This window comes from Vibrio sp. THAF64, from assembly GCF_009363455.1.
GTDB classification, from domain to species: domain Bacteria; phylum Pseudomonadota; class Gammaproteobacteria; order Enterobacterales; family Vibrionaceae; genus Vibrio; species Vibrio coralliilyticus.
In genome coordinates this window covers 1,539,992-1,562,187 of sequence record NZ_CP045355.1, presented here as the reverse complement: position 1 = coordinate 1,562,187, position 22,196 = coordinate 1,539,992, and the positions used below count along the sequence as shown (strand labels likewise).

Genomic DNA, 22,196 nt, shown 5'->3' with positions numbered 1-22,196 from the left:
ATTCAAAAAGAATCGTCATATATAATCCATCTCAGTTTTGGCTATTTACCGTAAATTATGTTTTTAAAACCATATTTTTCTAACAACGACAAGCAGTTCCAGTTTACTCGTCAGCAAGCAAGCCATTTTGCAAAGATGGTTGCGGGCGACTTCAACCCAATTCACGATGAAGACAACAAGCGCTTCTGCGTTCCGGGCGACCTGCTTTTCGCTGTATTGCTACAGAAAGAAGGCGTTAGCCAGAAAATGCGTTTTGATTTCTCAGGTATGGTCAGTGACGGTGTTGCTCTGCACATTGAAAACAAGTGTGACAAAGAAGCCGCTGTTGTTGACGAAAGCGGTAAAGAATACCTGCACATGAATCGCGAAGGCGAAGTGAATCGTGATGCCGCATTCATTGAGCATGTCGTAACAAATTACGTTCAGTTCTCAGGCATGAACTTTCCACACATCATGGTTCCATTAATGGAAGAACAGCAGATGATGATCAACTGCCAGCGCCCATTAGTGATTTACGAGAGCATGGAAGTGGAATTCACTCGCTTAAACCTATCTCACCCAGAAGTCGAGTTTGCAGGCGCAACGTTTGATGTTGAAGGCAAACGTGGTGTCGTCACATTGAATTTCGACTTTAAAGAAGGTGACGAGGTTGTCGGTAAAGGCGTTAAGCGTATGGTTGCGAGTGGTTTGAAGCCATACAACCAAGAAGACATTGACGGCTTAGTGACTCGCTTTAACGAGCGCAAAGAGGAATTCTTAGCGCAGTTCAACAAAGCGGCATAGCCTACTCAGATTTCTAAAAAGAACCCCGCTCAAATGAGCGGGGTTCTTTTATATCCAGCGTCTGACACGTTGCTTGTAGTCTAAATAAGCGGCCCCAAAAAGTTCTTCAAGAGCGCGCTCCTCTGGACTAATTTGAAAACGATTCATGTACAGCACAAACACGAAAGCCAGCGCAATGCACAACAAGTTCTGCTGCCAGTACGCAAACCCAAGCAACAGTAAGAACATACCCAAATACATTGGGTTTCGCGAGTAGGCAAACACCCCACTATCCACCACTTGAGACGCATCCTTCACCTTGACTGGATTCACGGTTGTGTTCGCTTTGCGAAACTCGTAGACCCCAGCTAAACCAACAACAACAGAAATCGCAAAGCACGCCAATAAAACTGCCCAAGGTATCGGTAAACTAACCGAGAAAGTGTGGAACTCGTGCCCCACATGGTTCATCACCACACCGAGAACAATAAACAGGGCAACAGGAGGAATTTTTCTTTCTAATTTTTCCATAGTGTTCAATAGCTTTGCTGACGTTACTAAAAAATAGCCCAGCTTTGAAAGCTGGGCTAGGTTTAATCACACAATTTGCAGTAGCGCCTGTAAAGGGTGTTTCACTTTGATGTCCTCAAAGCGCTTCACCTGACTTCGACAGGAATAGCCAGTGATCAAGCATCGCTCCTTCGGCAACTGCTCTAGTTGAGGTTTCCAGCTCAGCCCGTAAATGTCTCTCGACATCTGCAACTTATCGACTTCGTGACCGAACGTTCCTGCCATACCACAACAGCCCACAGGCACCGTATTCAGGCGGGAACCAAAGTGCGAGAATATTGCTCCCCACTCTTTCTCTGCGTTTGGCATTTTGGTTTTCTCTGTACAGTGAGCCAGAAGATACCAAGGTTCTTCTGCACTCGTACCAGAGGCCTCGAACTCACCCAACCTAGGTTGCAGCCATTCATGAACCGTCAGCACTTCGAAATCACCACGCTTGTCGCCAAGTACTTCGTTATACTCATCGCGATAACAGAGCACCAACGCCGGGTCGACGCCAACCATAGACACTTCCAGATCGGCGACTTGCTGTAAGAACATCGCAGTGCTCTTAGCACTTTTGGCAAAACGCTGTAAGAAACCTTTCACGTGCTGAGCCTTACCATTAGGTTTGAAAGGCAGCAAAACAGGCGTTTTACCAAGTTTAGTCAACAACTTAGCAAAGTCTTCCACCACTTCAGCATCGTAGTAGCTGGTAAATGGGTCTTGCACAATCACCACATGGTTCGCTTTATCTTCTTTAGACAAAGCCGCCAGGTATTGCAGATCAAAAGGTTGATGATGCTGTAATCGCGACTTGAGTGTTGGCACTGACATGAATGGCGCATCGGTATAACCTACCGCAGCAGTCGTGAGATTTTGGACCCATTTTTGGCTGAGAACGCCATTCACTAACTTCGGCGCTTTCGCCATGACAGGTAAAACTGATTCTATATTCGCAACCAAATAGTCCTTTGCAGGACGCTGATAGCGCGAATAATAAATATTGAGAAATCTTGAGCGGAAGCTTGGTACGTCTACCTTAATTGGGCATTGGCTGGCACAAGCTTTACAGGCTAGACAGCCATTCATCGCTTCGTAAACTTCATGAGAAAAGTCATACTCATGGCGCTTATTTAACGAATTACGCACTCTGTCCAACATCGATTTGATGGATGACGTTTCTTCTAAAGCCTGTTTCTCCAAATCGAGAATATCCACGCCCTGCTCTGTAAGCTGACGCAACCACTCCCGAACCAAGCCAGCACGTCCTTTAGGAGAATGGCGACGATCTGCCGTCACTTTCATCGAAGGGCACATTGGCGAAGATGTATCGTAGTTAAAGCAAAGACCGTTACCGTTACATTCCATCGCCTGCTTAAAACTGTCTCGCACTTCAACGTCGATCTGGCGATCAAAGTAGCCACGTTTTGTATCTGTGACTTTGACTAGTTCTTCTTGGCTTTCTAATGGTGTGCAGATCTTACCTGGGTTCATCTTGTTGTGAGGGTCAAACGCCGCTTTTACTCGTCTCAACTCAGTAAAAAGCTCTTCACCAAAGAACTCTGGTCCATATTCTGAACGGTAGCCTTTGCCATGCTCTCCCCACATCAAACCACCGTATTTGGCGACTAGCTTAACGACTTCGTCAGACACTTCATGCATCAAGGCCTCTTGCTTAGGATCGCACAAATCTAACGCGGGTCGAACATGGAGAACGCCTGCATCAACGTGACCAAACATACCGTAGCTGAGAGATTTGGAATCCAGTAGCTCTCGGAACTCAACAATAAAGTCAGCAAGGTTTTCAGGCGGGACACAAGTATCTTCAGCGAATGCGACAGGTTTCGCTCTTCCTTTCGCTGCGCCAAGTAAGCCCACCGCTTTCTTACGCATGTTGTAGATACGGCCAATGCTAGCCACATCACTGCACACCTGATAACCGATAATGCCCGCTTGCTCGGCTTCCATCATTTGATCCAAACGTTTGGTCAGCGCATCGACCTGCTGCTCGACTTCCTCAACATCTTGGCCTGCATACTCCACCATGTTGATGCCTTGCATATCTTTACCTGGAACGTCAGTCAGCAAATCACTGACGGTATGCCAGACAATATCCTGCTTAGCCAGATTGAGTACTTTTGAGTCGATGGTTTCTACTGAAAGCGCATTGGCTTCAACCATAAATGGGGCGTTACGCAGTGCGGAATCAAAGCTGTTGTATTTCACGTTCACTAACGTGCGAGCTTTAGGGATTGGAGTGAGGTTAAGCTTAGCCTCTGTAATAAATGCCAAAGAGCCTTCCGCGCCACATAAGACTCGAGTTAAATCGAAGCTCTGTGTCTCTTCATCAAGTGCATTCTTTAAGTCATAACCCGTTAGAAAGCGATTGAGAGGGGGAAATTTCGCGTTGATTTGCTCACGCTTGCTACGACAAACTTGCTCTGTAACCTGTAATGCTTGGTATGCGTACTCGCCATCCTTGGGTTCCCCTTGAGACATATCCGACTCAAGCACCGAGCCATCAGCGAAAACCGCTTGCAAAGACAATACGTGATCAGACGTTTTTCCGTATTTCAGAGAGCCTTGTCCGGAAGCATCGGTATTGATCATACCGCCCAGAGTCGCACGGTTGCTGGTCGAAAGATCAGGCGAGAAGAAATAGCCATAGGGTCTGATAGCATCGTTTAACTGGTCCTTCACCACACCAGTCTGAACACGAGCCCAGCCTTCCTTTTCGTTGATTTCCAGTACCTTGTTCATATGGCGTGACAAATCAACCACAATACCCTTAGTCAGCGACTGACCGTTGGTCCCTGTACCACCTCCGCGTGGGGAAAAAGTGATACGTTCATATTGAGGTTGGATACTGAGTTTGCCGATTAAAGCAACGTCTTGAGTGGATTTAGGGTGGACAACCGACTGGGGTAATTGCTGATAAACACTGTTGTCAGTGGCAACAGCCAGACGGCTTGAGTATTGGCTTTCGATGTCTCCGGAAAATCCCGATTGTCGGAGTTCTTCCAGAAAACTGAGTACGACGGGATCCACATCAGATTGAGAGTGTAATCTTGGTAACATTTGCTTCCTGCCCCTACTACGCTGATCCTATTCAGCATTGGGTTCAATACAATAAGTAATATTTTTTTGATTTTCGTCACTTTACAACATTTGAAAGGGTGAATAAAACAGAATTGCAATGTCAGAATGGCACTAATCGCAATTCTTACCCACACTTAGTAATTATACCTAGATTAGTAAGTGCCTTTTTATGAGCGAATCATCAATGAAAAAAAATAAAATTATCACCACAGAAGATATTCTATTAAAGCTTTGCCAATCTGTGTCTGGCGTGCTGACTTCAGCAACAAGCTCCGATATTAGCTATTCAGCGATGGTGCAAAAAATCACTAAGACCAGCCTGAAACCTGATTTTGGCTGCTTTGTATTGTTTGACGGTGGCTTTTCAGGACTGGTTGTTATCAACTTCACATCAAAAGCTGCTTTAGAGATTTATACGAACTACATGCGTAATATGGGCATGCCGGAAGAGGAATTAGCCGTCCTACACACTTCAGATGAGGTGGGTGATGTTCTTGGTGAGCTAATGAACCAGCTAGTTGGTGACTTTACCAACCAAGTTAGAAAAGATCTTCAAACGCACATCACTCAGAATCAGCCGAAGATGTTAACGCTGAACAAACAAGTGATCTTGTCGGTAGACACCAACTTAGATCGCCCACAGGCACGTCGAGTTACCTTCTCAACAGAGAACGGCAATATTTTCTACCTTGAGCTAGCAATGGACAAAACTGAGTTTATTCAGTTAGAGGAATTCGAATCACACGAAGATGAGAGCCCAGATTCAATTCTTGAACAAGCTCAGAAAAAGCTGACGTCAAAGAAAGAATCGCCTAAAGAAGAAGCGGATCCAAATGGCAGCGATCTACTCGATGAACTAGGTATCTAAGCCAGTTCTCTCCTATTCAATAAGCCGCTGAATAACAGCGGCTTTTTTACGTTTGTTAATGCTTTGTTTCGAAACAAATCTTCCAAGCGGACCAGTCAAGAGTTTCGTTTTAATGTCAGAAGCGTTAAAATGGTCGACTTCGTAAAAATCAGTGAGATTTTCTGTTGTCGATGGATAAACAAAAAGCCCTCAAAAAAATTGCTAAGTGTCTAGAACTTGGTAACTCAGCCAACGTTAATGAAGCGGCGAATGCGATCAAAATGGCGCACCGCCTCATGCTTAAGTACGGCTTAGACAAAGATGATATTGAATTCATCAAAATGGGCAAAACTAAATCGACACACTTACTGCCATCTAACGTCAGCTCGACCTTGCTTCGCATCATTCGGGGTATCAACACTAAGTTTGGTGTTGAGGCTGTGCTGACCAACCACAAAGGCTTGAAACGCGCCGAGTTCATCGGTGAGGCGGATCGTGCAATTTTCGCAGCGTTCGCATTCGATATCATTTATCGTGAACTGAATGAGCAAACAGGTAAATTCCGCAATAGCTTTGCGGGGACGGGGACTTCGACGGGTGAAGTTTCTCGGCGGGTCAATTCGTTTGTTTCTGGTTGGGTTGAGGGTGCATTGGAAAAACTGCCCATCATTAGCCCAGATGACGATTCAAACAAGAAAATCGACGACTACATCGATAAAGAGTTTAAGAATATTGACCGTGAAACGTTCAAGAAGCAACTGAGAGAAGCGATGAAAAACCTGACTGAAGATTACGAAGTCGGTCTTAAAAAAGGCCGCTCAGTATCAGTAAGCCGCCCTATTGATGGCGCACAAGCCCCTAAAATGCTCCGCTAATTTCTTATCCCACTTCCCATAACCTGGCTGAATTTCCATCACTTACGTTCAGCCAGCGTTAATATTCAGTCAATTAATATCTCCTCAATTGACATAAGTAACAACAAATAGTTAATTCTGTTCCCGCAAAAGTTCGCTTCTTTGCTTCATTCCTTGCGAACAAACGAATACTAAGAATACATGGAGATGTTTTCGTGAAAAAAATGACTTTAGCGCTAGCCGTCGCTATTGCCCTTTCCGGCTGTCAGGCAACTCAACGCCAAAATGCAACTACTGGTGAATCAGAAACAAACTCAGTAACCAAAGGTGCCTTACTCGGTGCTCTAGCAGGTGCAGCGGTGGGATTAGCAACAGGCGATGATGCAACTGAGCGTCGTCAACACGCTTTAATAGGTGCAGCTGGCGGTGCCGCTGTTGGAGGCGGCGTAGGTTACTACTTCGATCAACAAGAGGCTGCGCTAAGAAAAGAGTTGTTAGACTCTGGCGTGCAAGTGGAGCGTGTTGGTGAAAATCAGCTAATGCTTCGTATGGAAAATGGCATTGGCTTTCAAACCGGCTCATACAACTTAGACCCAAGCATTCATAACACCTTGCGTGGCGTGGCGAAAATTCTGGTCGAATACCCTGATACTAGCTTGGTCATTGAAGGACATACAGACAGCACTGGCAGTGATACCACTAATCAAGTGTTATCTGAACGTAGAGCCGAGTCCGTGCGCTCCTATCTTATCTCTCAGGGTGTTGCTTCCGGACGCGCCATCGCACGTGGTAATGGCGAACGTTTCCCTCTGTGCACGAACAACACCTCAGAAGGTCGTGCTTGCAACCGAAGAGTCGAGATCAAGATACTACCTCTCAAATAACATCCGTAATTTTCTCGATGAAAATGGCTTCTCAGGAAGCCATTTTTTATTTATCAGATAATACATTACACTATAGTGCAGGTAAGCCAGTTTTAATGGACTAAGGAATATCTTGAAATTTATCAGCCTTTTATTGTTGTTATTGTCCCCTCTCAGTTTGGCAGAGTCGATTGAAGCTTTAACCGCTAAAGCTCAGAATGACGACATAGAAGCACAGGTCCAACTAGCCAATCAATACCTCAATGGTGAAGAAACACCACCTTCACGAGGTGACGCTATTTACTGGTTCGAGCAAGCCGCTAACAATGGCAGTACTGAAGCCATCACCCAATTAGCCTCTCTTCACCTTCAGGGTGACAATAAGAACACTAAAGAAGCGATTTACTGGCTGACGCAACTCGCGGTAGCAGGTAACGTACAGGCTCAGTTAAATCTTGGCAAAGTGTATGAAAGCATGCCTCACTCACCAGAAACACTAGATTTGGCAGAAGTCTGGTATCGCACAGCTTCGCCACAAAGTGAAGAAGCAGAGCAAGCTTATGCAAGAGTGTTGGAGAAGAAGTTCAACGCTCAGAGAGCGAAGCAAGTATCCTCAATTGGTCAGTTAGAAGTCGCTTTTGATGATTCCAGTATTCAACTAAGTCCAATCGCTAAGAGCAAATCCAGCTCTAGCAAGCGCAGTAACGACATCATCTATTCTTTGATTGGGGTTTCGACAATACTTTTTATTTTAGCGATCTGGTTAGGCCGAAAAGTGAGTAAGCTGAAAGCACATTCAACACTCTCGCATAAAGGTCTATCTTCAGAAAAGCGTCAATTGGAGTCTCAGCTAAAAGACAAAAATAACTTGTTGAAGCAACAGAAAAAGCAACTGGAAACATTGTACAAACAGTTTAAGAAAATTCAGTCTGCTCAAAGCCCTAGCCCTCAAAGACGTCATGCTGAACCTTCAGCATCAGAACAAAAGCTTTCTCTGGCTTGTGCTCTATTTGGATTCAAAGTCGGCGCAATTCCTGCTGAAAAAGAAATAAAAGTCAGATATAAGCAGTTGTGTAAGATTTACCATCCAGATTTAAAAGGCAGTGATGAAGAAATGAAACGCCTTAATAGTGCGTTAAAGATCATCCTTACCAGTGTTAATAGATAGTTACAAATTAAAACACATTGAGTTTAAAACGCTCAAAGGTCTTATTTTTACTCACTTGCGCAATCGATCTCTCTCCCAGTTCACGTAACAAATAGTTAACTTACATTCCGCATGTATGTCATAATCTGCGCCGAAAATAACACCTGGTAAAACAAGGTGAGGAGAAATCTATGTTTACTATCGAAGGTATTTGCGACTGGTGCAAAAAACCTAGCCTGGTTACCAAACATGAGTATATTGATGGCCTCTGCCACCACTCTTGCAAAGAGTGTAACGACCTAGCAAAACTGGACGTTCGCCAATTCAATATCGCAGAGAGCCAGCAACGTGAGCGCCGCTCTCAGTCATAGCAGCCGCAATTTGCTTTCTAGATGAGAAGAAACAGCCACCGTTTGACGGTGGCTTTGTTGTTTTAAGAGGCGCTGATATTAGTTGATCACAGCGTCGGGTTGATTTTCAGGGGATGCAGCCTTAAAAGCAGGGTGCTGCCTTAGTGACATTGTCACTTTATGAATAATTGGGTAACGACTCAGATCTACATTGAATCGCTCTGCGTTGTACACTTGCGGAACCAAACATACATCGACCAAACTAATTTCATCCCCTACACAATAGGCACCATGAGTCTCAGCCAGCTTCTTTTCTAAGCTATGAAATCCGACTTCAATCCAGTGGCGATACCATTGTGATTTTTCTGCCTCTTCCACCGATAGCTCGTTGGTTAAATATTGCAGTACACGCAAATTGTTGATGGGATGAATATCAACCGCTATATCCTGCGCCAGAGCTTTAACCACATACCGCTTTTGTTTATCCAAAGGCGTGAGCAAAAGACTAGGATATTGCTCATCAAGATAATCAATAATGGCAAGTGACTGATTAAGGCGTACGTTCCCATCCACAAGAACTGGAACGAGTTCACTGGCGTTAAGAGACTGGAATTGGGCGGAGTGTTGCTCTCCGCCATTTTTGACCAAATGGATTGACTTCTGCGCATAGGGCAACTGTTTCAAGTTGAGCGCAATTCTAACTCTATAAGCCGCAGATGAGCGCCAGTATCCATACAACGTCATTTCCGACATCAGTATTTCACCACTTTCTGGTCAATAGAGCCAAAAATAGAATCACCAGTTGCGTCTTTCATTTCCATTTTGATTCGGTCGCCAAACTTCATAAAGCTGGTTGAAGGCTTACCATCTCGAATAGTTTCAATCATGCGCACTTCTGCAATACACGAATAACCCACGCCGCCTTCAGTAATAGATGTGCCGTATTCCGTACCTTGCTTATTTGAGACCGTACCCGAGCCCACGATAGCGCCAGCTGATAATGGGCGGGTTTTCGCAGCATGCGCCACCAGCTCAGGAAACTCGAACGTCATATCCACGCCTGCATTGGGGCAGCCAAATGCTTCGCCGTTGTAGAAAGACAGCAGAGGCAGAGTGACTTTACCACCATCCCATGCATCACCTAATTCGTCTGGTGTCACTGCCACCGGAGAGAATACAGAAGATGGTTTAGATTGGAAGAAACCGAAACCTTTTGCCAACTCATTCGGGATCAGCCCACGCAGTGAAACATCATTCACCAACATCAGTAGGCGAATCGAACCCGCTGCTTCTTCCGCAGTCGCCCCCATAGGTACATCGTCGGTGATCACAGCCACTTCACCTTCAAAATCGATGCCCCACTCCTCACTGCCTACAGGAATATCATCTCTAGGCCCGATAAACGCATCGGAACCCCCTTGATACATAAGTGGGTCAGTCCAGAAACTCGGTGGCATTTCGGCACCTCGGGCCTTACGCACCAGCTCAACGTGATTAACGTAAGCACTGCCATCGGCCCACTGATAAGCGCGCGGTAATGGGGATTCACACTGATTTTGTTCAAACGGTATCTCGGCAACCAGTTTACCTTCATTTAATGCTTTATAGACCTCAGCGAGTTGAGGCTCTACTTTCGACCATTGGTCAAGCGCCGACTGCAAAGTGGTGGCAATATCAGGCACAGCCGTACATTTAGTCAGATCTTTACTGACGACGACCAATTGTCCGTCTCGAGTGTCATTTTTCAGGGTCGCTAACTTCATCATTGTTCCCTTTTATTCTTCTGGATGTGATTTCCAACTGTAAACGTATTCTGGGTTCTCTACTGCATGAGCCTCATCGCTAAAGTTTAAAGCGTGTCGGGTATCGATCATCACAGCAACTTCATCAGTAAATTTCTTCTTGTATTGCTGACCCGCTTTAAATGCTTTCGGGTGTGGGCCGTGTGTAAAGCCTGCTGGGTGGAAAGTCACCATGCCGGCTTCAATATTGTCCCTGCTGAAAAAGTCACCCGCATGATAGAAAAGCACTTCATCGTAGTCATCGTTGTTGTGATAGAACGGTACCTTCAGCGCACCAGGGTCACTTTCAATCGGTCTTGGTACGAAGGTACAAACGACAAAACCTGCTCCTACAAACGTCGTATGTGCTGAAGGTGGTAAGTGGTATCGGTGAGACATTAACGGACGAATATCACGCCAGTTAAGCTTCACAACAGAGAGATCACCGTGCCACCCGATCGCATCAAGCGGGTTAAACGGATAAGTAATCACGCTCACTTGCTCGTGTCTTTTCACCTGCACTTGAGTTTGGTTTTCCGAATACTGCGCTTTGAAATGATCATCAATTGAAGGAATTTCCAACACGGCAGGATCAAACACCGCATGATTACCAACCATACCTTTTTCAGGCAATGAGTAAGCAGCATCGGTATTCTCGACCATAAGAATGAACATTGGCTCAGATGGCTCTAGGCGCCAGTTGGTCGAGCGAGGAATCATCACATAATCCCCTTCGCCGACCTCTAGATGACCGTAGTCGCAATACAGATCCGCTTTACCCTGATGGATAAACAGCAGTTCATCCCCATCGGCGTTTCGTACAAGAAAATCCATCTTGTCTTCCATACGCCAGATACGAATTTTACAGTCATTGTTATGCAAAAGGTTAGGCACCACCCATGGTGAAACCTGTGCCGCTTTCTCAACCAGATTAAAATTGAACGCGCGAGGTCTTAACTCCCCTTCCCATTCCGTCCAACCTGTTGGTGCATGTTGGTGATGGAAGTGTGCCGCTGGGCCGAAGAATCCGCTTCGGCCTGCTTCGCGCTCATAAATTGCGTCTTCCGGGAAGTCGGCGTGTGCCTGCTTGGAGCACACTCCCTCCCGGTGAGGGAATGTAATCCATTTATGCATCGCTCAATACTCCTCGACGAATCTGATCTTCTTCAATCGATTCAAACAGCGCTTTGAAGTTACCTTCACCGAAACCTTCGTTACCTTTACGCTGAATAATTTCAAAGAAAACTGGGCCAATTACCGTTTGAGTAAAGATTTGCAGTAAGATGCCATCTTTCATCGGCGCACCATCGATCAAGATCTGCAGATCTTTTAGTTTCTCAACATCTTCCGTGTGGCCTTCTACTCTCGAATCGATTTTTTCGTAGTAAGTATCTGGCGTTGGCATAAAGTCCATACCACGGTCGCGCAGCGTTTGTACGGTTTGATAAATATCATCCGTTGTCATTGCGATATGCTGGATGCCTTCGCCATTGTATTCACGGATAAACTCTTCAATTTGTGATTTGTCGTCTGAAGACTCATTGATTGGGATGCGGATTTTGCCACATGGTGCCGTCATCGCGCGGCTGACTAGGCCAGTCAGCTTACCTTCTATGTCGAAATAGCGGATTTCACGGAAATTACCAATACGCTCATAAAAACCAGCCCATGTATCCATGTTGCCCTGTTTAACGTTATGAGTCAGGTGGTCAATCTCATACATGCCTACGTCCGCTTTCTTCAAGCGAGCTTCAGCGTCTTCGTAAAAATTGAAATCAACATCATAGATGCTCTGTTTTCCGTAACGATCCACGAAATACAGTAAGCTTTCACCGATTCCGTATACCCCAGGAATACTCAATTCCATTGGGCCGACTTCAGTTTTATACTCTTCTGCCCCATTTTCTATCGCATGTGCCATTGCAACACCGGCATCTTTGACACGAAATGCCATGCCACAAACCGATGGTCCATGAATTTTGGCAAACTCTTCAGCCTGACTATGAGGCTGAGCATTGACGATGAAGCTGATATCTCCCTGGCGGTATAACCACGCTTCTTTTGAACGGTGCCTGGCTATCTCCGCGAACCCTAGAGAAACAAACAACGCCTTCAATTGCCCGATCCCTTCATCTGTCGCAGCGGTGTACTCGACAAATTCAAATCCATCAGTTCCAAGTGGGTTATATACTTGAGTCATTGTTCTTCCCTCAGTGATTGGTTACGTCCTTTCTTATTAACTTGAACCAACTTGATGACTAAGGGAATAAAGCTGCTCTAAATCGCTCTGGATGTACTTTCAAGTTATTTTGTAAATAAAACGTAACAGAACCAGGCCAAATCGTTAAGAGACTGAATAATATAAATTTATCGCAAAATTTAGTAACATTTATTTTACATTCAACATATCAATTAGCAACTTCGTTGCCCATGCGCACCATTTACCCAGCCAGCACTACTCCGATTTGATAGGTAAAATTAAACACATTGCCTAGCAATAAGTATCAGATTTATCTGAAGAATGAATAGATAAACCGAACACGTATAAATAGTAAAAATCTCACTTTTAGGCTCCCAAGATTTCAGCCATATAACCCCTCATTTATTGATTTAACTCAGAGATCGGAATCTACGGGCATGGATATGGTAACGACCTCTGTTCCCAAAAAGGTCAAATAACAATGAGTGAGATAAACCGTGAACGTCTGATAGAGCATTTCTTTCAGCTTATAAAGATCGACAGTGAATCACGCAATGAAAAGCAGATAGCTGAAACACTCGCAGAGCAGCTTGGTGCAATGGGACTCGCGGTGCACAAGTTACCCGTACCTCGTCAAGTTTCCAATGGCTTTAACGTATACGCGCGACTTGAAGGTAGCCTTGATGGCAGCATTGTTCTAAGTAGTCACATGGACACTGTCACACCGGGTATTGGCATTGAGCCTGTCATTGAAGACGGTATTATTCGTTCCAAGGGCGACACTATTCTTGGCGGTGACGACAAGTCAGGCATCGCTGCAATCATGGAAGCTATCCGCTGTATTCAGTCTGACGGATTGGCGCATAAAACCATTGAACTTGCCTTTACGGTTCATGAAGAAGGTGGCTTGTTTGGTTCTCAGCACTTTGACATGTCATACATCACGTCAGACAAAGCGATTGTTCTTGATACAGGTGGACCAATCGGCACTATCGTCAACGCAGCACCAGGCCAACAAAAGATAATTGCGAAAATTAAAGGTAAACCAGCCCACGCAGGTCTAGCACCTGAAGAAGGGATTAGTGCCATTCAAGTCGCAGCTGATGCCATAAGTAAAATGAAGTTGCTTCGTATCGACAGCGAAACCACTGCGAACATTGGTATTGTGGAAGGCGGAAACGCAACAAATATCGTTATGCCGGAACTTAAAGTCGTCGCAGAAGCCCGCTCTCTAAATGACGACAAACTGACTCAACAAGTGTCTCATATGATCGAGACATTTGAGCACACATGCCAGCAACATGGAGCTAGCGTAGAGATTGAATCTACCCGCGCATACAATGCATTTGTTATTGCAGATGATCACCCACACATTGAGTCCGTTAAAGCATCATTTGAAGCTATTGGCGCCAAACCTTACACCAAAGGCACAGGTGGTGGCAGCGATGCAAACAACTTTAACGCGAAGGGTCTAACAACAGTTAATGTCTCGACTGGTATGGCAAAAGTTCATACTACCGAAGAATTCATCGCCATCGATGATATGGTAAAAATTTCACAATTTGTGAAACATTACCTAACTCATTAATAATAACTAAATTAGAGCCGGCTTATATTATCTGGCTCTTCACTTCAATTAGCCATCTTGCTCAAATAACACTCAACTCAATATCGATTAATATCTAATTACTTATTTCTTCATTATTTCGCTAGTCATTTATAGTCAATAATATTGATAGCATAAATATAGATTGTTAAACTGCGCCGTCTCAATAACAATACATTGCATATTAATGTTTATAAGAACTGCATTACTCATCGTCACTTGTGCTTTTTCATCACTGTCACTCGCCGAAGCCTCAGAAAAAGGAACTACAGAACAAATTTATCATTCTGGAAGCAACTACTTAGCGGAAAGCTATGATGTATTTTCACCGGATAACAAAACATTTGAATTGGTTTTGAAAGATCTCGATTCGGACAAATGTTTGGTGTTCCAAAAAAGTGAGAAGTCAGATCTCGTCCGTGTCTATGCGACTAACCTGAATAAGAGTCACTACGTTACGCGGCCAATATCAGGCAAGATTCAAATTCGCTTCAGCGAAGACCCGAATCTCTATGATCTTACGACAAACAGGCATTACATCAGACCAACGCTTACGCGGTTGAGTAAAGAAAGAGACGCTGAGTTGTTTAAAAGTTTGAGCGTACAGGAGATTATGTTTGTAAAGCTCGATGTACTAGGTAAAGAACACGTATTAAAAATCAATATCGAGGATTTGGAAGAACTATTGAAGATGGGGACCTTTATTTAAGAGTTCATATTTTCATCATTTGAGTGAGCTTATATAAAAATACCCTTTTAAATATAAGCTCTTTATATGAATAACTATCCTCAGTGCAATCGTTTCACTTATTAATTCACCCCAATCTTTAATTGATATAATTATATATAGCCCTTCAGATAAACTTGAAAAATTAAACGAATGCTTGCCTATAAGTAAAACTCTCCGCACTCGCAGTGTACGTTTACCTGCTCTTCTAGTTCTAGGGCCATGATTTTGATACCAAGGAAAGTAAATAACCCTCCAGTCATACAACCCATCACCACTAATATCTTCTGATAGGCGGATTTCGTAGAACGAAGAGATGTTAAGTCTTAACCATGGATTTGTTGGGAGAGTAGAGGTTTAGCAAATTCCCGCTCAACATCAATAGAGCACCTAGTATCAGAGAAGTTTCAAACGATTCCGAGTAAAGCACAATACCGACTACTGCGATGACTGGTAACCTCAAGAAGTCCATCGTTACGACCACGCTGGCCTCAGCATGTTGCATCGCTTTCGTAATACAAAAATGGGCAGTTAGCGCGGTGATGCCTACAACCGCAATCCATACCCATTGCCAACCTGACGGAAGCTGCCACTCCGAAAGAGACATACCTAGGCCAATAGGAAGCTGAATCATACACATAAGAAACAGTATCGTTAGCGGATGCTCAGTTGATGATAAGGACTTCGTTGTCGCATGGGCAATGGAGTAACCAATCGCCGCCCCCAAAACGATAATGGCAGCAAGATTAACTATCTCGGTTCCGGGCTGAACGATCATCCATACGCCAGCGAAGCCAAACGTTATTGCACTCACTTTCCGGACATTGAGCTTTTCACCCAGAAATAAACAAGCGATCAATAAGGTCCATAAAGGAACGGTAAATTCCATTGCAAATACTTCGGCTAAAGGTAGCAAGCCGATACCAACAAACCAGCCATACTGACCGCCAAAATGGAAGACATTCCTCAGCGTATGTAGGCCCATACGCTGCGTTCGAAACAACCTAAACTGCCCAGATTTAACGATCAATAGAGAGACAATAATCAAACCAATCAGGCTGCGAAAAAACAGGACTAGAAAAGTGTCAACGTGGCCACTTAATTCTCTGGCCCCAACCGCCATCAAGCTAAAAGAGACCAGAGCACCTGTCATCCAAATTGCAGCCATCATCATTTGACTGATTCCTTAATCACTCAAGCATATTGCCCAACGATAGCTATATCATACTTTCAGGAAGCTAAACAAAAGGAAAAATCTGACCGTATTAGCAACTCTAGAACATTTGGACCGTCAACTAAGCCCTACATTTCTTGATAAGACTGAATGGTTTTTAGCGCTTTTGAAAGGTTGTTTTTACCATTGAAGTCATGTGCAATCGCGATAACATCACAGCCTGATGCTGTTCCTGCCTCAACGCCTGCATAAGAATCTTCAAATACTAACGTTCGCTCTGGAGAAACACTGAGCTTATTCAAAGCAAGTTGATAGGCTTCGGGGTCCGGCTTGTGCTTTGTTACGTGTTCTTGTGTTATCACCACATCAAACATCCCGCTGAGCTGTAGGGACTGTAAAATATTATCCACCATCCAAGTGGCCGCAGAACTGACTACCGCGCACTGCTTGCCAGCTGATTTTAGATTTTCCAAATACGCTTTTGCTCCCGGGTTAAGGGTCAGATTCTCATCCAGCAATCTCTCATAATGAGCTCTAAAGTGCTGGTTGAACTCCTTCAACTCCGGCGCAATGTCCGCATGCGAGAAAAAATGCCCGGTCACTACTGGCCAACTTTCTCCCATCACATCTTTGTAGATATTAAAATCAACTTCGGCGCCGTAATCCTTGCACGCTAGCGCTAAAGCTTGGCCTTTAAGTGGTTCTGAGTTGACTAAGGTACCGTCCATGTCGAACAGGTAAACATCGTAATTTTTCAAACGCTACTCCATGTTTGATTTTATGGTAAATCTCGTAATTTCCTCGCCGGGTTTCCTGCGTAAATCCCCTTTTCTGTGATGTCTTTAGTCACGACACTACGCGCACCGATCACGGCTCCGTCACATATGTTGACAGCAAGAATGGTCGCGTTTGACCCTACTGTCACCTGGTTGCCGATGTTTGTTCGCCCCCAACTATTAGGATCGGGATCAGGCTGACCTTCTTTGAACAAGTCATTTGCGAACATCACACCATGCCCAATGAAGCAATCCTCACCAATCTTCACGTACTCGCAAATAAAACTGTGAGATTGAATCTTAGTGCGTGCCCCAATAACAGTATTCTTCTGTATTTCAACAAATGGCCCGACAAACACACCGTTTTTCAATGTGCATCCATATAAATTGGAGGGTTCAACAATGGTGACATCGTCCCCAAACGTCACATCCACAACCTTGGCTTGTAATACTCTCGGCACGCTCAAGTTCCTTACTGAAATATCGCATCTTCAATAGGACACCAAAGTGATAGAAAAGGTTCGAACTGTTTGAAAGGAATAAACTTTTTAGCTGAAAGATTATGCTTGAAGTAAACCTCTTCAAGCGCCCAGATATGATGATCAGCGTATATACCCCATGCGAATGCGCCGTCGCGAATTTCTTCTAGACTCAAATTCTTCTTACTTAGGTAACCCTCTATAAAAGCTTTGGACTTGTTTACATCCAACTGAAACATATATTGACAAGCACGCGCAATTTCATAAGCAGGAGGCATGTACTGCAATAGATCCCAGTCAATAATACCCGAAACCTGTTTGTTCTTATCAAAGAAGAGATTGTAATGATGATAATCTCCATGAATCAAAATTCGCTTAGTCTTCGGCTGAAACTCGTGCCGACTTTGAGAAGAAGCAATGTAAGCCATCTGAGCTTGAGCGCGTTTCATCGCCCAAACGTCGACCTCTTCAGGCTCTTTTATACTATTAATCGCTCTATTGATTCGTTCCAGTCTTTCGAGCCAGTTTTGCTGGCTCCAACTCAGCTCAATAGTAGGGAAGCTTCTCTGTGTCTTTGTCTCCATGACTAGGTGTAAATTAGCGAGTGCGGCCCCCGAATTAAATGCATAAGTACAGTCAAATTCGCTTGAGGACACTTGCCTGCCTGTGGCTTCCGGATAGAGGACAAAGCATTCTCCTTTCCATAGAGTGATAGGTGAATTTTCGGCATTCAAGCAAGGCTCTACAATAAAATGCAATGAAGAGGAAAGTTCTGCCAGTAAACGAAGCTCATCTTTGATTCGATGATTGTTCGTATGTTTAAAGTGGCGTAGATAGTATGTTTCGTCTGATCGAATTCTATAAGTAGAATTTACAGCGCCAGAGATCACTTCTTGAATCTCTGCTCGCTCAGATGTTTGCACCCAGCAATTTAAAACTTGTTTATCTAACATCCTCCCTCCTCAGCTCTAATCTCGTAATCTAGGTTACAAAGCCTCCACCCATTGAGAGCGCCACTCTGGTGCTGGATAATTGTCAGGCCAAAACTCGAGTTGTTTTGCAATGAGCCCGTTTACCACAGTATGAAATGTGATGGCTCTGGCGCTCTGAGTACCATCTGTTATCGACACGTCAGTAACGACCGTCTCACCTTCGCAAACTATCGAGTGAATATCAAAAGTCCAGATACCGTGACCTGGATAATTCGTGTTGAGCGCGGCGAAGTTATCTCGTCCAATAATCTTTTCTTTCGATTGGGGCCATACGCCTTCAAAATCTTCGCTTAACCATTCGCTGGCCTTGTAAAAATCATTACTTTGCATCGCTTGCCAAAAAGCGTTCACGACTTCTTTTGCATTCATTTTTTTACTCCATTAAAACAAAGTGCGTTGGTGATATCAGAAGATTAGAGTTCGAGATAGAGCCTCAACATATCCTTATGTTGGATACCATCTTCAAAAATCGGCTCTGGGTAGTGGATGAGAAAATGATCTTTCAATACCGAATCCACGCGGAAACCGAGGCGTTGATAAAACTTGAGTTGATAGCCAAAACATCCTGTTCCTAACTCAACACGTTTTACACCTGAAGACTTAAGTTCTCTGAGAACAAACTCGAGCAAGTGGCTGCCTATTCCTCTCCCGTGGAAAGTTGGCAAAACAGAAGCATTCATTAACTCCACCAGCGATTGGCTGCGTGGCAGCATAACCATGACACCAATAAACTTTCCCTCATCATCCTCGGCAACAAAACATTGAGATTTGCTTAGATACGACTGAATGTTCTCTTCGCTTGGGTCCGCTTCGAGTAATAGCGGTAATGGCACTTGCTCAGGCGCTATCTGTTTGTATTCCATGACTGGTTTTTCACTCTCTATAGCTGTATCCAATATCTTGCCAAAAGGTTGGGAAACACTTTACCCATAACAATGTTTTCTAATTGACCACCATTCGCTTCAATCACTTTTCGGGATGGCCAATTATCATCATCTGCAGTCACAAGTGCTTTGAATATCCCTAGTTTACGAGCTTCCGCCAATGCTAACTTCAGCATCATCTTACCGTTACCTTGGCCTCGGAAGTTGGGGGCGATGTCATACCCGATATGGCCAGCTTCAGAAGAAAGAAATTCATTTTCAATATGATGACGAATACGAATGACTCCGCGAATATTCTGATTTTCATCAATCAACCAGAAATGGCTACAAGGGACGTAACCCGGTTTTAAATCGATACCCAAAGATTCGTTGGAAAGCTGACTGACATAGCGTTCAATATCATTCTCACCTTCCTCATAGTAATCTGCGTTCTCAGGATCATTTTGTTTGAAATCTTGGTAGAATCGAGAAAATGCCTCTTTGAACTGCAATGAAGGGGGGATTAATCTCATCAATTCTGTCCCTCACTCTCAGAATTATTTTTTAGACCATATTGATAGAAAACAACTCGTTGTTCATTCATGGACTGTTTTACAAAGCCAAGCTTTTCTAAAAGTTTCAACGATGCAATGTTTGACTCATCAACACCAGCGACGAGCTCTCTCCAGCCACTTTTGCTCGCAATAGAGTCGATAAACCCAGCAAGCAGCTCACTAGCCAACCCTTGCCCCCAGTACTCTTCTGCCAGCAAATAGCCGATATGCGCACTACCGCTGTCTTGATAGACGAATACAAACCCAGCTAATGAGCCATCGTTAGCTCTCACTACATAAAGTACGCTCTCGTCATTCATTTTGCTTAACCAGATCTCTGCTGATTCATTAGACCTGACTTGGTGAAAGTACGGAGGTAAATTCTCAACAACCTTTTCTGTCAGTGTTGCTTGAATTTCAGATAGAAAATGAGCATCGCGATCGTCATCTTTAAACTGCTTTATGGTTAATCTGTTTGTGTGATATGTTTCCACCGGAACCTCACTTACTATTAAACTCATCTGTGTTTATGGTGCTTTTTAGCTAGCCTTTCGTTGCCCCGTTTGTAATTGCCAGTGACTCTCGCCATCAGTTGCTGTTGGTCATGATTTGAGAGAGTACTGACCTTCGAAACGAATTCAGATGCCTGCTTTCCACGCAATATGGTAACAATCTTACCATTACGTAAAATCCTCAGTTCAGCCCGATTCTCTTCAAAGGAAAAACCTAGGTCAGACCCCATATTAATACTCCTCAACTTCAAACTGGTAAGCGACTCGTCTACCCCACCCGTTTGCCAATTGCTGAATATCCTCAATACCATAGGGTTGACCTTCAATCATGCGTAGCGCAAGTTCAACACTCTGTGATTCCTTTGGAGAATGGTGTAATACGGCTTTTGCACACCACTTTATCTCCACGTGCCAACTGTTGTCCTTTTCTGCGATCAAGGTGTAAGCGCTACGAAGGATCTTCTTAGCCAACATTTTACCCATATACTTATGGTTAGACTCATTAAGCTCATCACATGCTTGGGTTATAAATGACGAGAGATCACCGTTGAGAGCAAAACCGATTTTCCGGTTTGGTTGTAACCGATTGAATTTCTGGGACAAGTCGTCACCTGACACACAACAGCAGCAATGCTTTAACCAAAACTGCCAGTGATAAATTTCATTTGGAGAAAGGATTGCTTCTAGGTGGCCAGGATCGAAGTCTATCTTGCTGAAAATAGTTAACTCTTGCTCTAATTCTGATTTGGTGACCTCAAGTTTTCGTTCGGTTTCAAGATCTAAAGGCTTAGTGAAAACAATAGATAAGTCTAAATCTGACTCAAACTCAACCGCAGTTCCCCTAGCAACACTCCCATATAGATAAAGGCTATGAATTCTGCCTGAAAAAGTGTCACGTAAACAGCTAACCACACGGTCAACTGACTGCCTAAACGCGGGCTGAATATAGGCGACTGAACAATGATTAAGAATGTAACCTTGCTCGTCCAACCCGTTATTCATTGGTTTCATCAAGTTTGTCACGCCACTCTTGTTGTAATATTGCCATAACTACCGTGTCCCACCAGCGCCCTTTAAAATATCTGTTCTCTTTGAACACCGCTTCTCTGCGCATACCCAAGTCAGAGCAAAGCTTAAGAGCCGCGCGGTTCTCCTTAATCGTTTCGGCGTATATCCGATGCATATTAAGCTCACGAAACCCATAATTTGCCAAAGCCGTCGCAGCTTCATAAATCAAACCGCTTCCCTGAAATGAACGTGCTATTCCACATCCCATCGACGCATTATGTTCATCTTCCAATCTCAAGCATACCGTACCAATAAAGATGCCTTGCTGTTTATGCTCTATTGCAAGCTGGTAACTCCTTCTTGGTATTTCGGCAGCCTGTTGAATAAACAATTTTGTCAATTGACGGTATTTTTCTGCTTTGCTGTCCGCTTCGTCATAGAAACGTTGATACTTTACGTCTTGAGATATCGCCACAAACGCGGCTTCATCTTCTAGCGACATGTCTCTAATAACAAGTCTTGGTGTTTCTAGCCTAAACAATTGCTTTCCCTAAAGGTGCTTTTCCATAACAAAATTTGTCAGTACCTGACCACGCATCTCAACCTGTTGTTCTTTCACTACTTTAAACCCCATCCGCTCATAGAAAGGACGAGCAGTAATGCTCACCTCCGAGTAGAGGCGGCTGATACCCTTGTCGTTCGCAACCTTTAGCACATGCTCCATAAGCGCCCGACCAACGCCCTTCCCCTGGAAAGCGTGATGACAAAAGAAATGATCAACTAATCCGGAATCTTGCAAATCGGTATACCCCGCGACTTGACCGTTCATTTCAGCGATGTAAGGGTTAATTTGGCACATTTTGTTTTTCCACCTTTCTATGTCCCATCCTTCTGGCGCCCACGCTTCAACCTGATCCTGACTGTAATGCTGGCGATTTACATTTCGGACTGTATGGAAAAACACTTCCCAAAGCGCATTAGCATCTTCTGGCTGATATTGACGAATAGTGATCATAACACTCCCCTTAGATTGCAGGTCTTTGTTATAAC

Annotated in this window: 26 protein-coding genes; 8 read left to right on the top strand and 18 right to left on the bottom strand. The window is 44.2% G+C overall.

The features are described 5' to 3' along the window. The first annotated feature begins 57 nt into the window (after positions 1 to 57). On the top strand, positions 58 to 783 hold the full coding sequence (locus tag FIU99_RS07300) for a DUF3581 domain-containing protein (RefSeq protein ID WP_006962014.1): 726 nt from the start codon (positions 58 to 60) through the stop codon (positions 781 to 783). A gap of 48 nt (positions 784 to 831) precedes the next feature. Here the strand turns inward: FIU99_RS07300 and FIU99_RS07295 are convergent, their stop codons facing one another. Next, positions 832 to 1,293 carry an isoprenylcysteine carboxylmethyltransferase family protein gene (locus FIU99_RS07295; protein WP_006962013.1) on the bottom strand — a complete coding sequence of 154 codons (462 nt, stop codon included), beginning with the start codon at positions 1,291 to 1,293 and terminating at the stop codon, positions 832 to 834. Positions 1,294 to 1,359: 66 nt separating this feature from the next. Then, positions 1,360 to 4,392: an FAD-binding and (Fe-S)-binding domain-containing protein gene (locus FIU99_RS07290; protein WP_006962012.1), complete on the bottom strand. Its 3,033-nt coding sequence runs from the start codon at positions 4,390 to 4,392 to the stop codon at positions 1,360 to 1,362. 205 nt (positions 4,393 to 4,597) lie between these two features. On the opposite strand from FIU99_RS07290, the gene FIU99_RS07285 reads away from it, so the two are divergent. The 5 genes from FIU99_RS07285 to FIU99_RS07265 all read left to right on the top strand — a co-directional run bounded on the left by FIU99_RS07285 (position 4,598) and on the right by FIU99_RS07265 (position 8,495). After that, a complete protein-coding gene (locus tag FIU99_RS07285) occupies positions 4,598 to 5,281 on the top strand; it encodes a DUF3334 family protein (RefSeq protein WP_039952345.1) in 684 nt (227 codons plus the stop codon). A gap of 170 nt (positions 5,282 to 5,451) precedes the next feature. Then, positions 5,452 to 6,135, top strand: coding sequence for a DUF2786 domain-containing protein (locus tag FIU99_RS07280; RefSeq protein WP_006962010.1), 684 nt, complete (start codon positions 5,452 to 5,454; stop codon positions 6,133 to 6,135). Positions 6,136 to 6,329: 194 nt separating this feature from the next. Further along, entirely contained in the window at positions 6,330 to 6,998 is a 669-nt protein-coding gene (locus FIU99_RS07275) for an OmpA family protein (RefSeq protein WP_006962009.1), read from the top strand. A 112-nt stretch (positions 6,999 to 7,110) separates the two neighbouring features. Further along, entirely contained in the window at positions 7,111 to 8,145 is a 1,035-nt protein-coding gene (locus FIU99_RS07270; protein WP_006962008.1) for a tetratricopeptide repeat protein, read from the top strand. A 170-nt stretch (positions 8,146 to 8,315) separates the two neighbouring features. Beyond that, the gene (locus tag FIU99_RS07265; RefSeq protein WP_006962007.1) at positions 8,316 to 8,495 is read left to right on the top strand and encodes a hypothetical protein; all 180 of its coding nucleotides are present in this window, start codon (positions 8,316 to 8,318) and stop codon (positions 8,493 to 8,495) included. Positions 8,496 to 8,573: 78 nt separating this feature from the next. Here FIU99_RS07265 and maiA read toward each other — a convergent pair whose 3' ends face one another. The 4 genes from maiA to hppD are packed head-to-tail and all read right to left on the bottom strand — an operon-like array spanning position 8,574 to position 12,455. Beyond that, positions 8,574 to 9,227 (bottom strand): maleylacetoacetate isomerase, encoded by a 654-nt coding sequence (gene maiA / locus FIU99_RS07260; RefSeq protein WP_006962006.1) that lies wholly within the window; start codon positions 9,225 to 9,227, stop codon positions 8,574 to 8,576. Continuing rightward, on the bottom strand, positions 9,227 to 10,237 hold the full coding sequence (locus FIU99_RS07255; protein ID WP_006962005.1) for a fumarylacetoacetate hydrolase family protein: 1,011 nt from the start codon (positions 10,235 to 10,237) through the stop codon (positions 9,227 to 9,229). The genes maiA and FIU99_RS07255 overlap by 1 nt, the downstream gene beginning before the upstream one ends. A gap of 12 nt (positions 10,238 to 10,249) precedes the next feature. After that, positions 10,250 to 11,389, bottom strand: a complete 1,140-nt coding sequence (locus FIU99_RS07250) for a homogentisate 1,2-dioxygenase (protein ID WP_019275648.1) — start codon at positions 11,387 to 11,389, stop codon at positions 10,250 to 10,252. After that, positions 11,382 to 12,455 (bottom strand): 4-hydroxyphenylpyruvate dioxygenase, encoded by a 1,074-nt coding sequence (gene hppD, locus FIU99_RS07245; protein WP_152472155.1) that lies wholly within the window; start codon positions 12,453 to 12,455, stop codon positions 11,382 to 11,384. Before hppD ends, FIU99_RS07250 begins: the two co-directional genes overlap by 8 nt. A 481-nt stretch (positions 12,456 to 12,936) precedes the next feature. On the opposite strand from hppD, the gene FIU99_RS07240 reads away from it, so the two are divergent. After that, the gene (locus FIU99_RS07240) at positions 12,937 to 14,043 is read left to right on the top strand and encodes a M20/M25/M40 family metallo-hydrolase (protein ID WP_006962002.1); all 1,107 of its coding nucleotides are present in this window, start codon (positions 12,937 to 12,939) and stop codon (positions 14,041 to 14,043) included. Between the two features lie 205 nt (positions 14,044 to 14,248). Next, complete coding sequence (locus FIU99_RS07235; protein ID WP_019275651.1) at positions 14,249 to 14,770, top strand: hypothetical protein; 522 nt, start codon at positions 14,249 to 14,251, stop codon at positions 14,768 to 14,770. A gap of 337 nt (positions 14,771 to 15,107) precedes the next feature. Here the strand turns inward: FIU99_RS07235 and FIU99_RS07230 are convergent, their stop codons facing one another. From FIU99_RS07230 to FIU99_RS07175, 12 genes are all read right to left on the bottom strand, one after another. Next, positions 15,108 to 15,962, bottom strand: a complete 855-nt coding sequence (locus tag FIU99_RS07230) for a DMT family transporter (RefSeq protein ID WP_006962000.1) — start codon at positions 15,960 to 15,962, stop codon at positions 15,108 to 15,110. Between the two features lie 128 nt (positions 15,963 to 16,090). Beyond that, on the bottom strand, positions 16,091 to 16,690 hold the full coding sequence (locus tag FIU99_RS07225) for an HAD family phosphatase (protein WP_236612207.1): 600 nt from the start codon (positions 16,688 to 16,690) through the stop codon (positions 16,091 to 16,093). Positions 16,691 to 16,740: 50 nt separating this feature from the next. Further along, positions 16,741 to 17,205: an acyltransferase gene (locus tag FIU99_RS07220; RefSeq protein ID WP_172857534.1), complete on the bottom strand. Its 465-nt coding sequence runs from the start codon at positions 17,203 to 17,205 to the stop codon at positions 16,741 to 16,743. Between the two features lie 5 nt (positions 17,206 to 17,210). After that, entirely contained in the window at positions 17,211 to 18,170 is a 960-nt protein-coding gene (locus FIU99_RS07215) for an aminoglycoside phosphotransferase family protein (protein ID WP_006961997.1), read from the bottom strand. Between the two features lie 33 nt (positions 18,171 to 18,203). After that, positions 18,204 to 18,578 carry a nuclear transport factor 2 family protein gene (locus tag FIU99_RS07210; RefSeq protein WP_006961996.1) on the bottom strand — a complete coding sequence of 125 codons (375 nt, stop codon included), beginning with the start codon at positions 18,576 to 18,578 and terminating at the stop codon, positions 18,204 to 18,206. A gap of 44 nt (positions 18,579 to 18,622) precedes the next feature. Next, positions 18,623 to 19,072 carry a GNAT family N-acetyltransferase gene (locus FIU99_RS07205; RefSeq protein WP_006961995.1) on the bottom strand — a complete coding sequence of 150 codons (450 nt, stop codon included), beginning with the start codon at positions 19,070 to 19,072 and terminating at the stop codon, positions 18,623 to 18,625. 17 nt (positions 19,073 to 19,089) lie between these two features. Further along, positions 19,090 to 19,605: a GNAT family N-acetyltransferase gene (locus tag FIU99_RS07200; protein WP_039952342.1), complete on the bottom strand. Its 516-nt coding sequence runs from the start codon at positions 19,603 to 19,605 to the stop codon at positions 19,090 to 19,092. Continuing rightward, a complete protein-coding gene (locus FIU99_RS07195; RefSeq protein ID WP_080555956.1) occupies positions 19,605 to 20,120 on the bottom strand; it encodes a GNAT family N-acetyltransferase in 516 nt (171 codons plus the stop codon). Before FIU99_RS07195 ends, FIU99_RS07200 begins: the two co-directional genes overlap by 1 nt. A gap of 23 nt (positions 20,121 to 20,143) precedes the next feature. Beyond that, a complete protein-coding gene (locus FIU99_RS07190; protein WP_039952340.1) occupies positions 20,144 to 20,368 on the bottom strand; it encodes a hypothetical protein in 225 nt (74 codons plus the stop codon). Between the two features lies 1 nt (position 20,369). Continuing rightward, entirely contained in the window at positions 20,370 to 21,140 is a 771-nt protein-coding gene (locus tag FIU99_RS07185) for a nucleotidyltransferase domain-containing protein (protein WP_006961992.1), read from the bottom strand. Next, a complete protein-coding gene (locus FIU99_RS07180; protein WP_039952337.1) occupies positions 21,133 to 21,687 on the bottom strand; it encodes a GNAT family N-acetyltransferase in 555 nt (184 codons plus the stop codon). Before FIU99_RS07180 ends, FIU99_RS07185 begins: the two co-directional genes overlap by 8 nt. A gap of 9 nt (positions 21,688 to 21,696) precedes the next feature. Continuing rightward, positions 21,697 to 22,161, bottom strand: coding sequence for a GNAT family N-acetyltransferase (locus FIU99_RS07175; protein WP_152472154.1), 465 nt, complete (start codon positions 22,159 to 22,161; stop codon positions 21,697 to 21,699). Between the last annotated feature and the right edge of the window lie 35 nt (positions 22,162 to 22,196).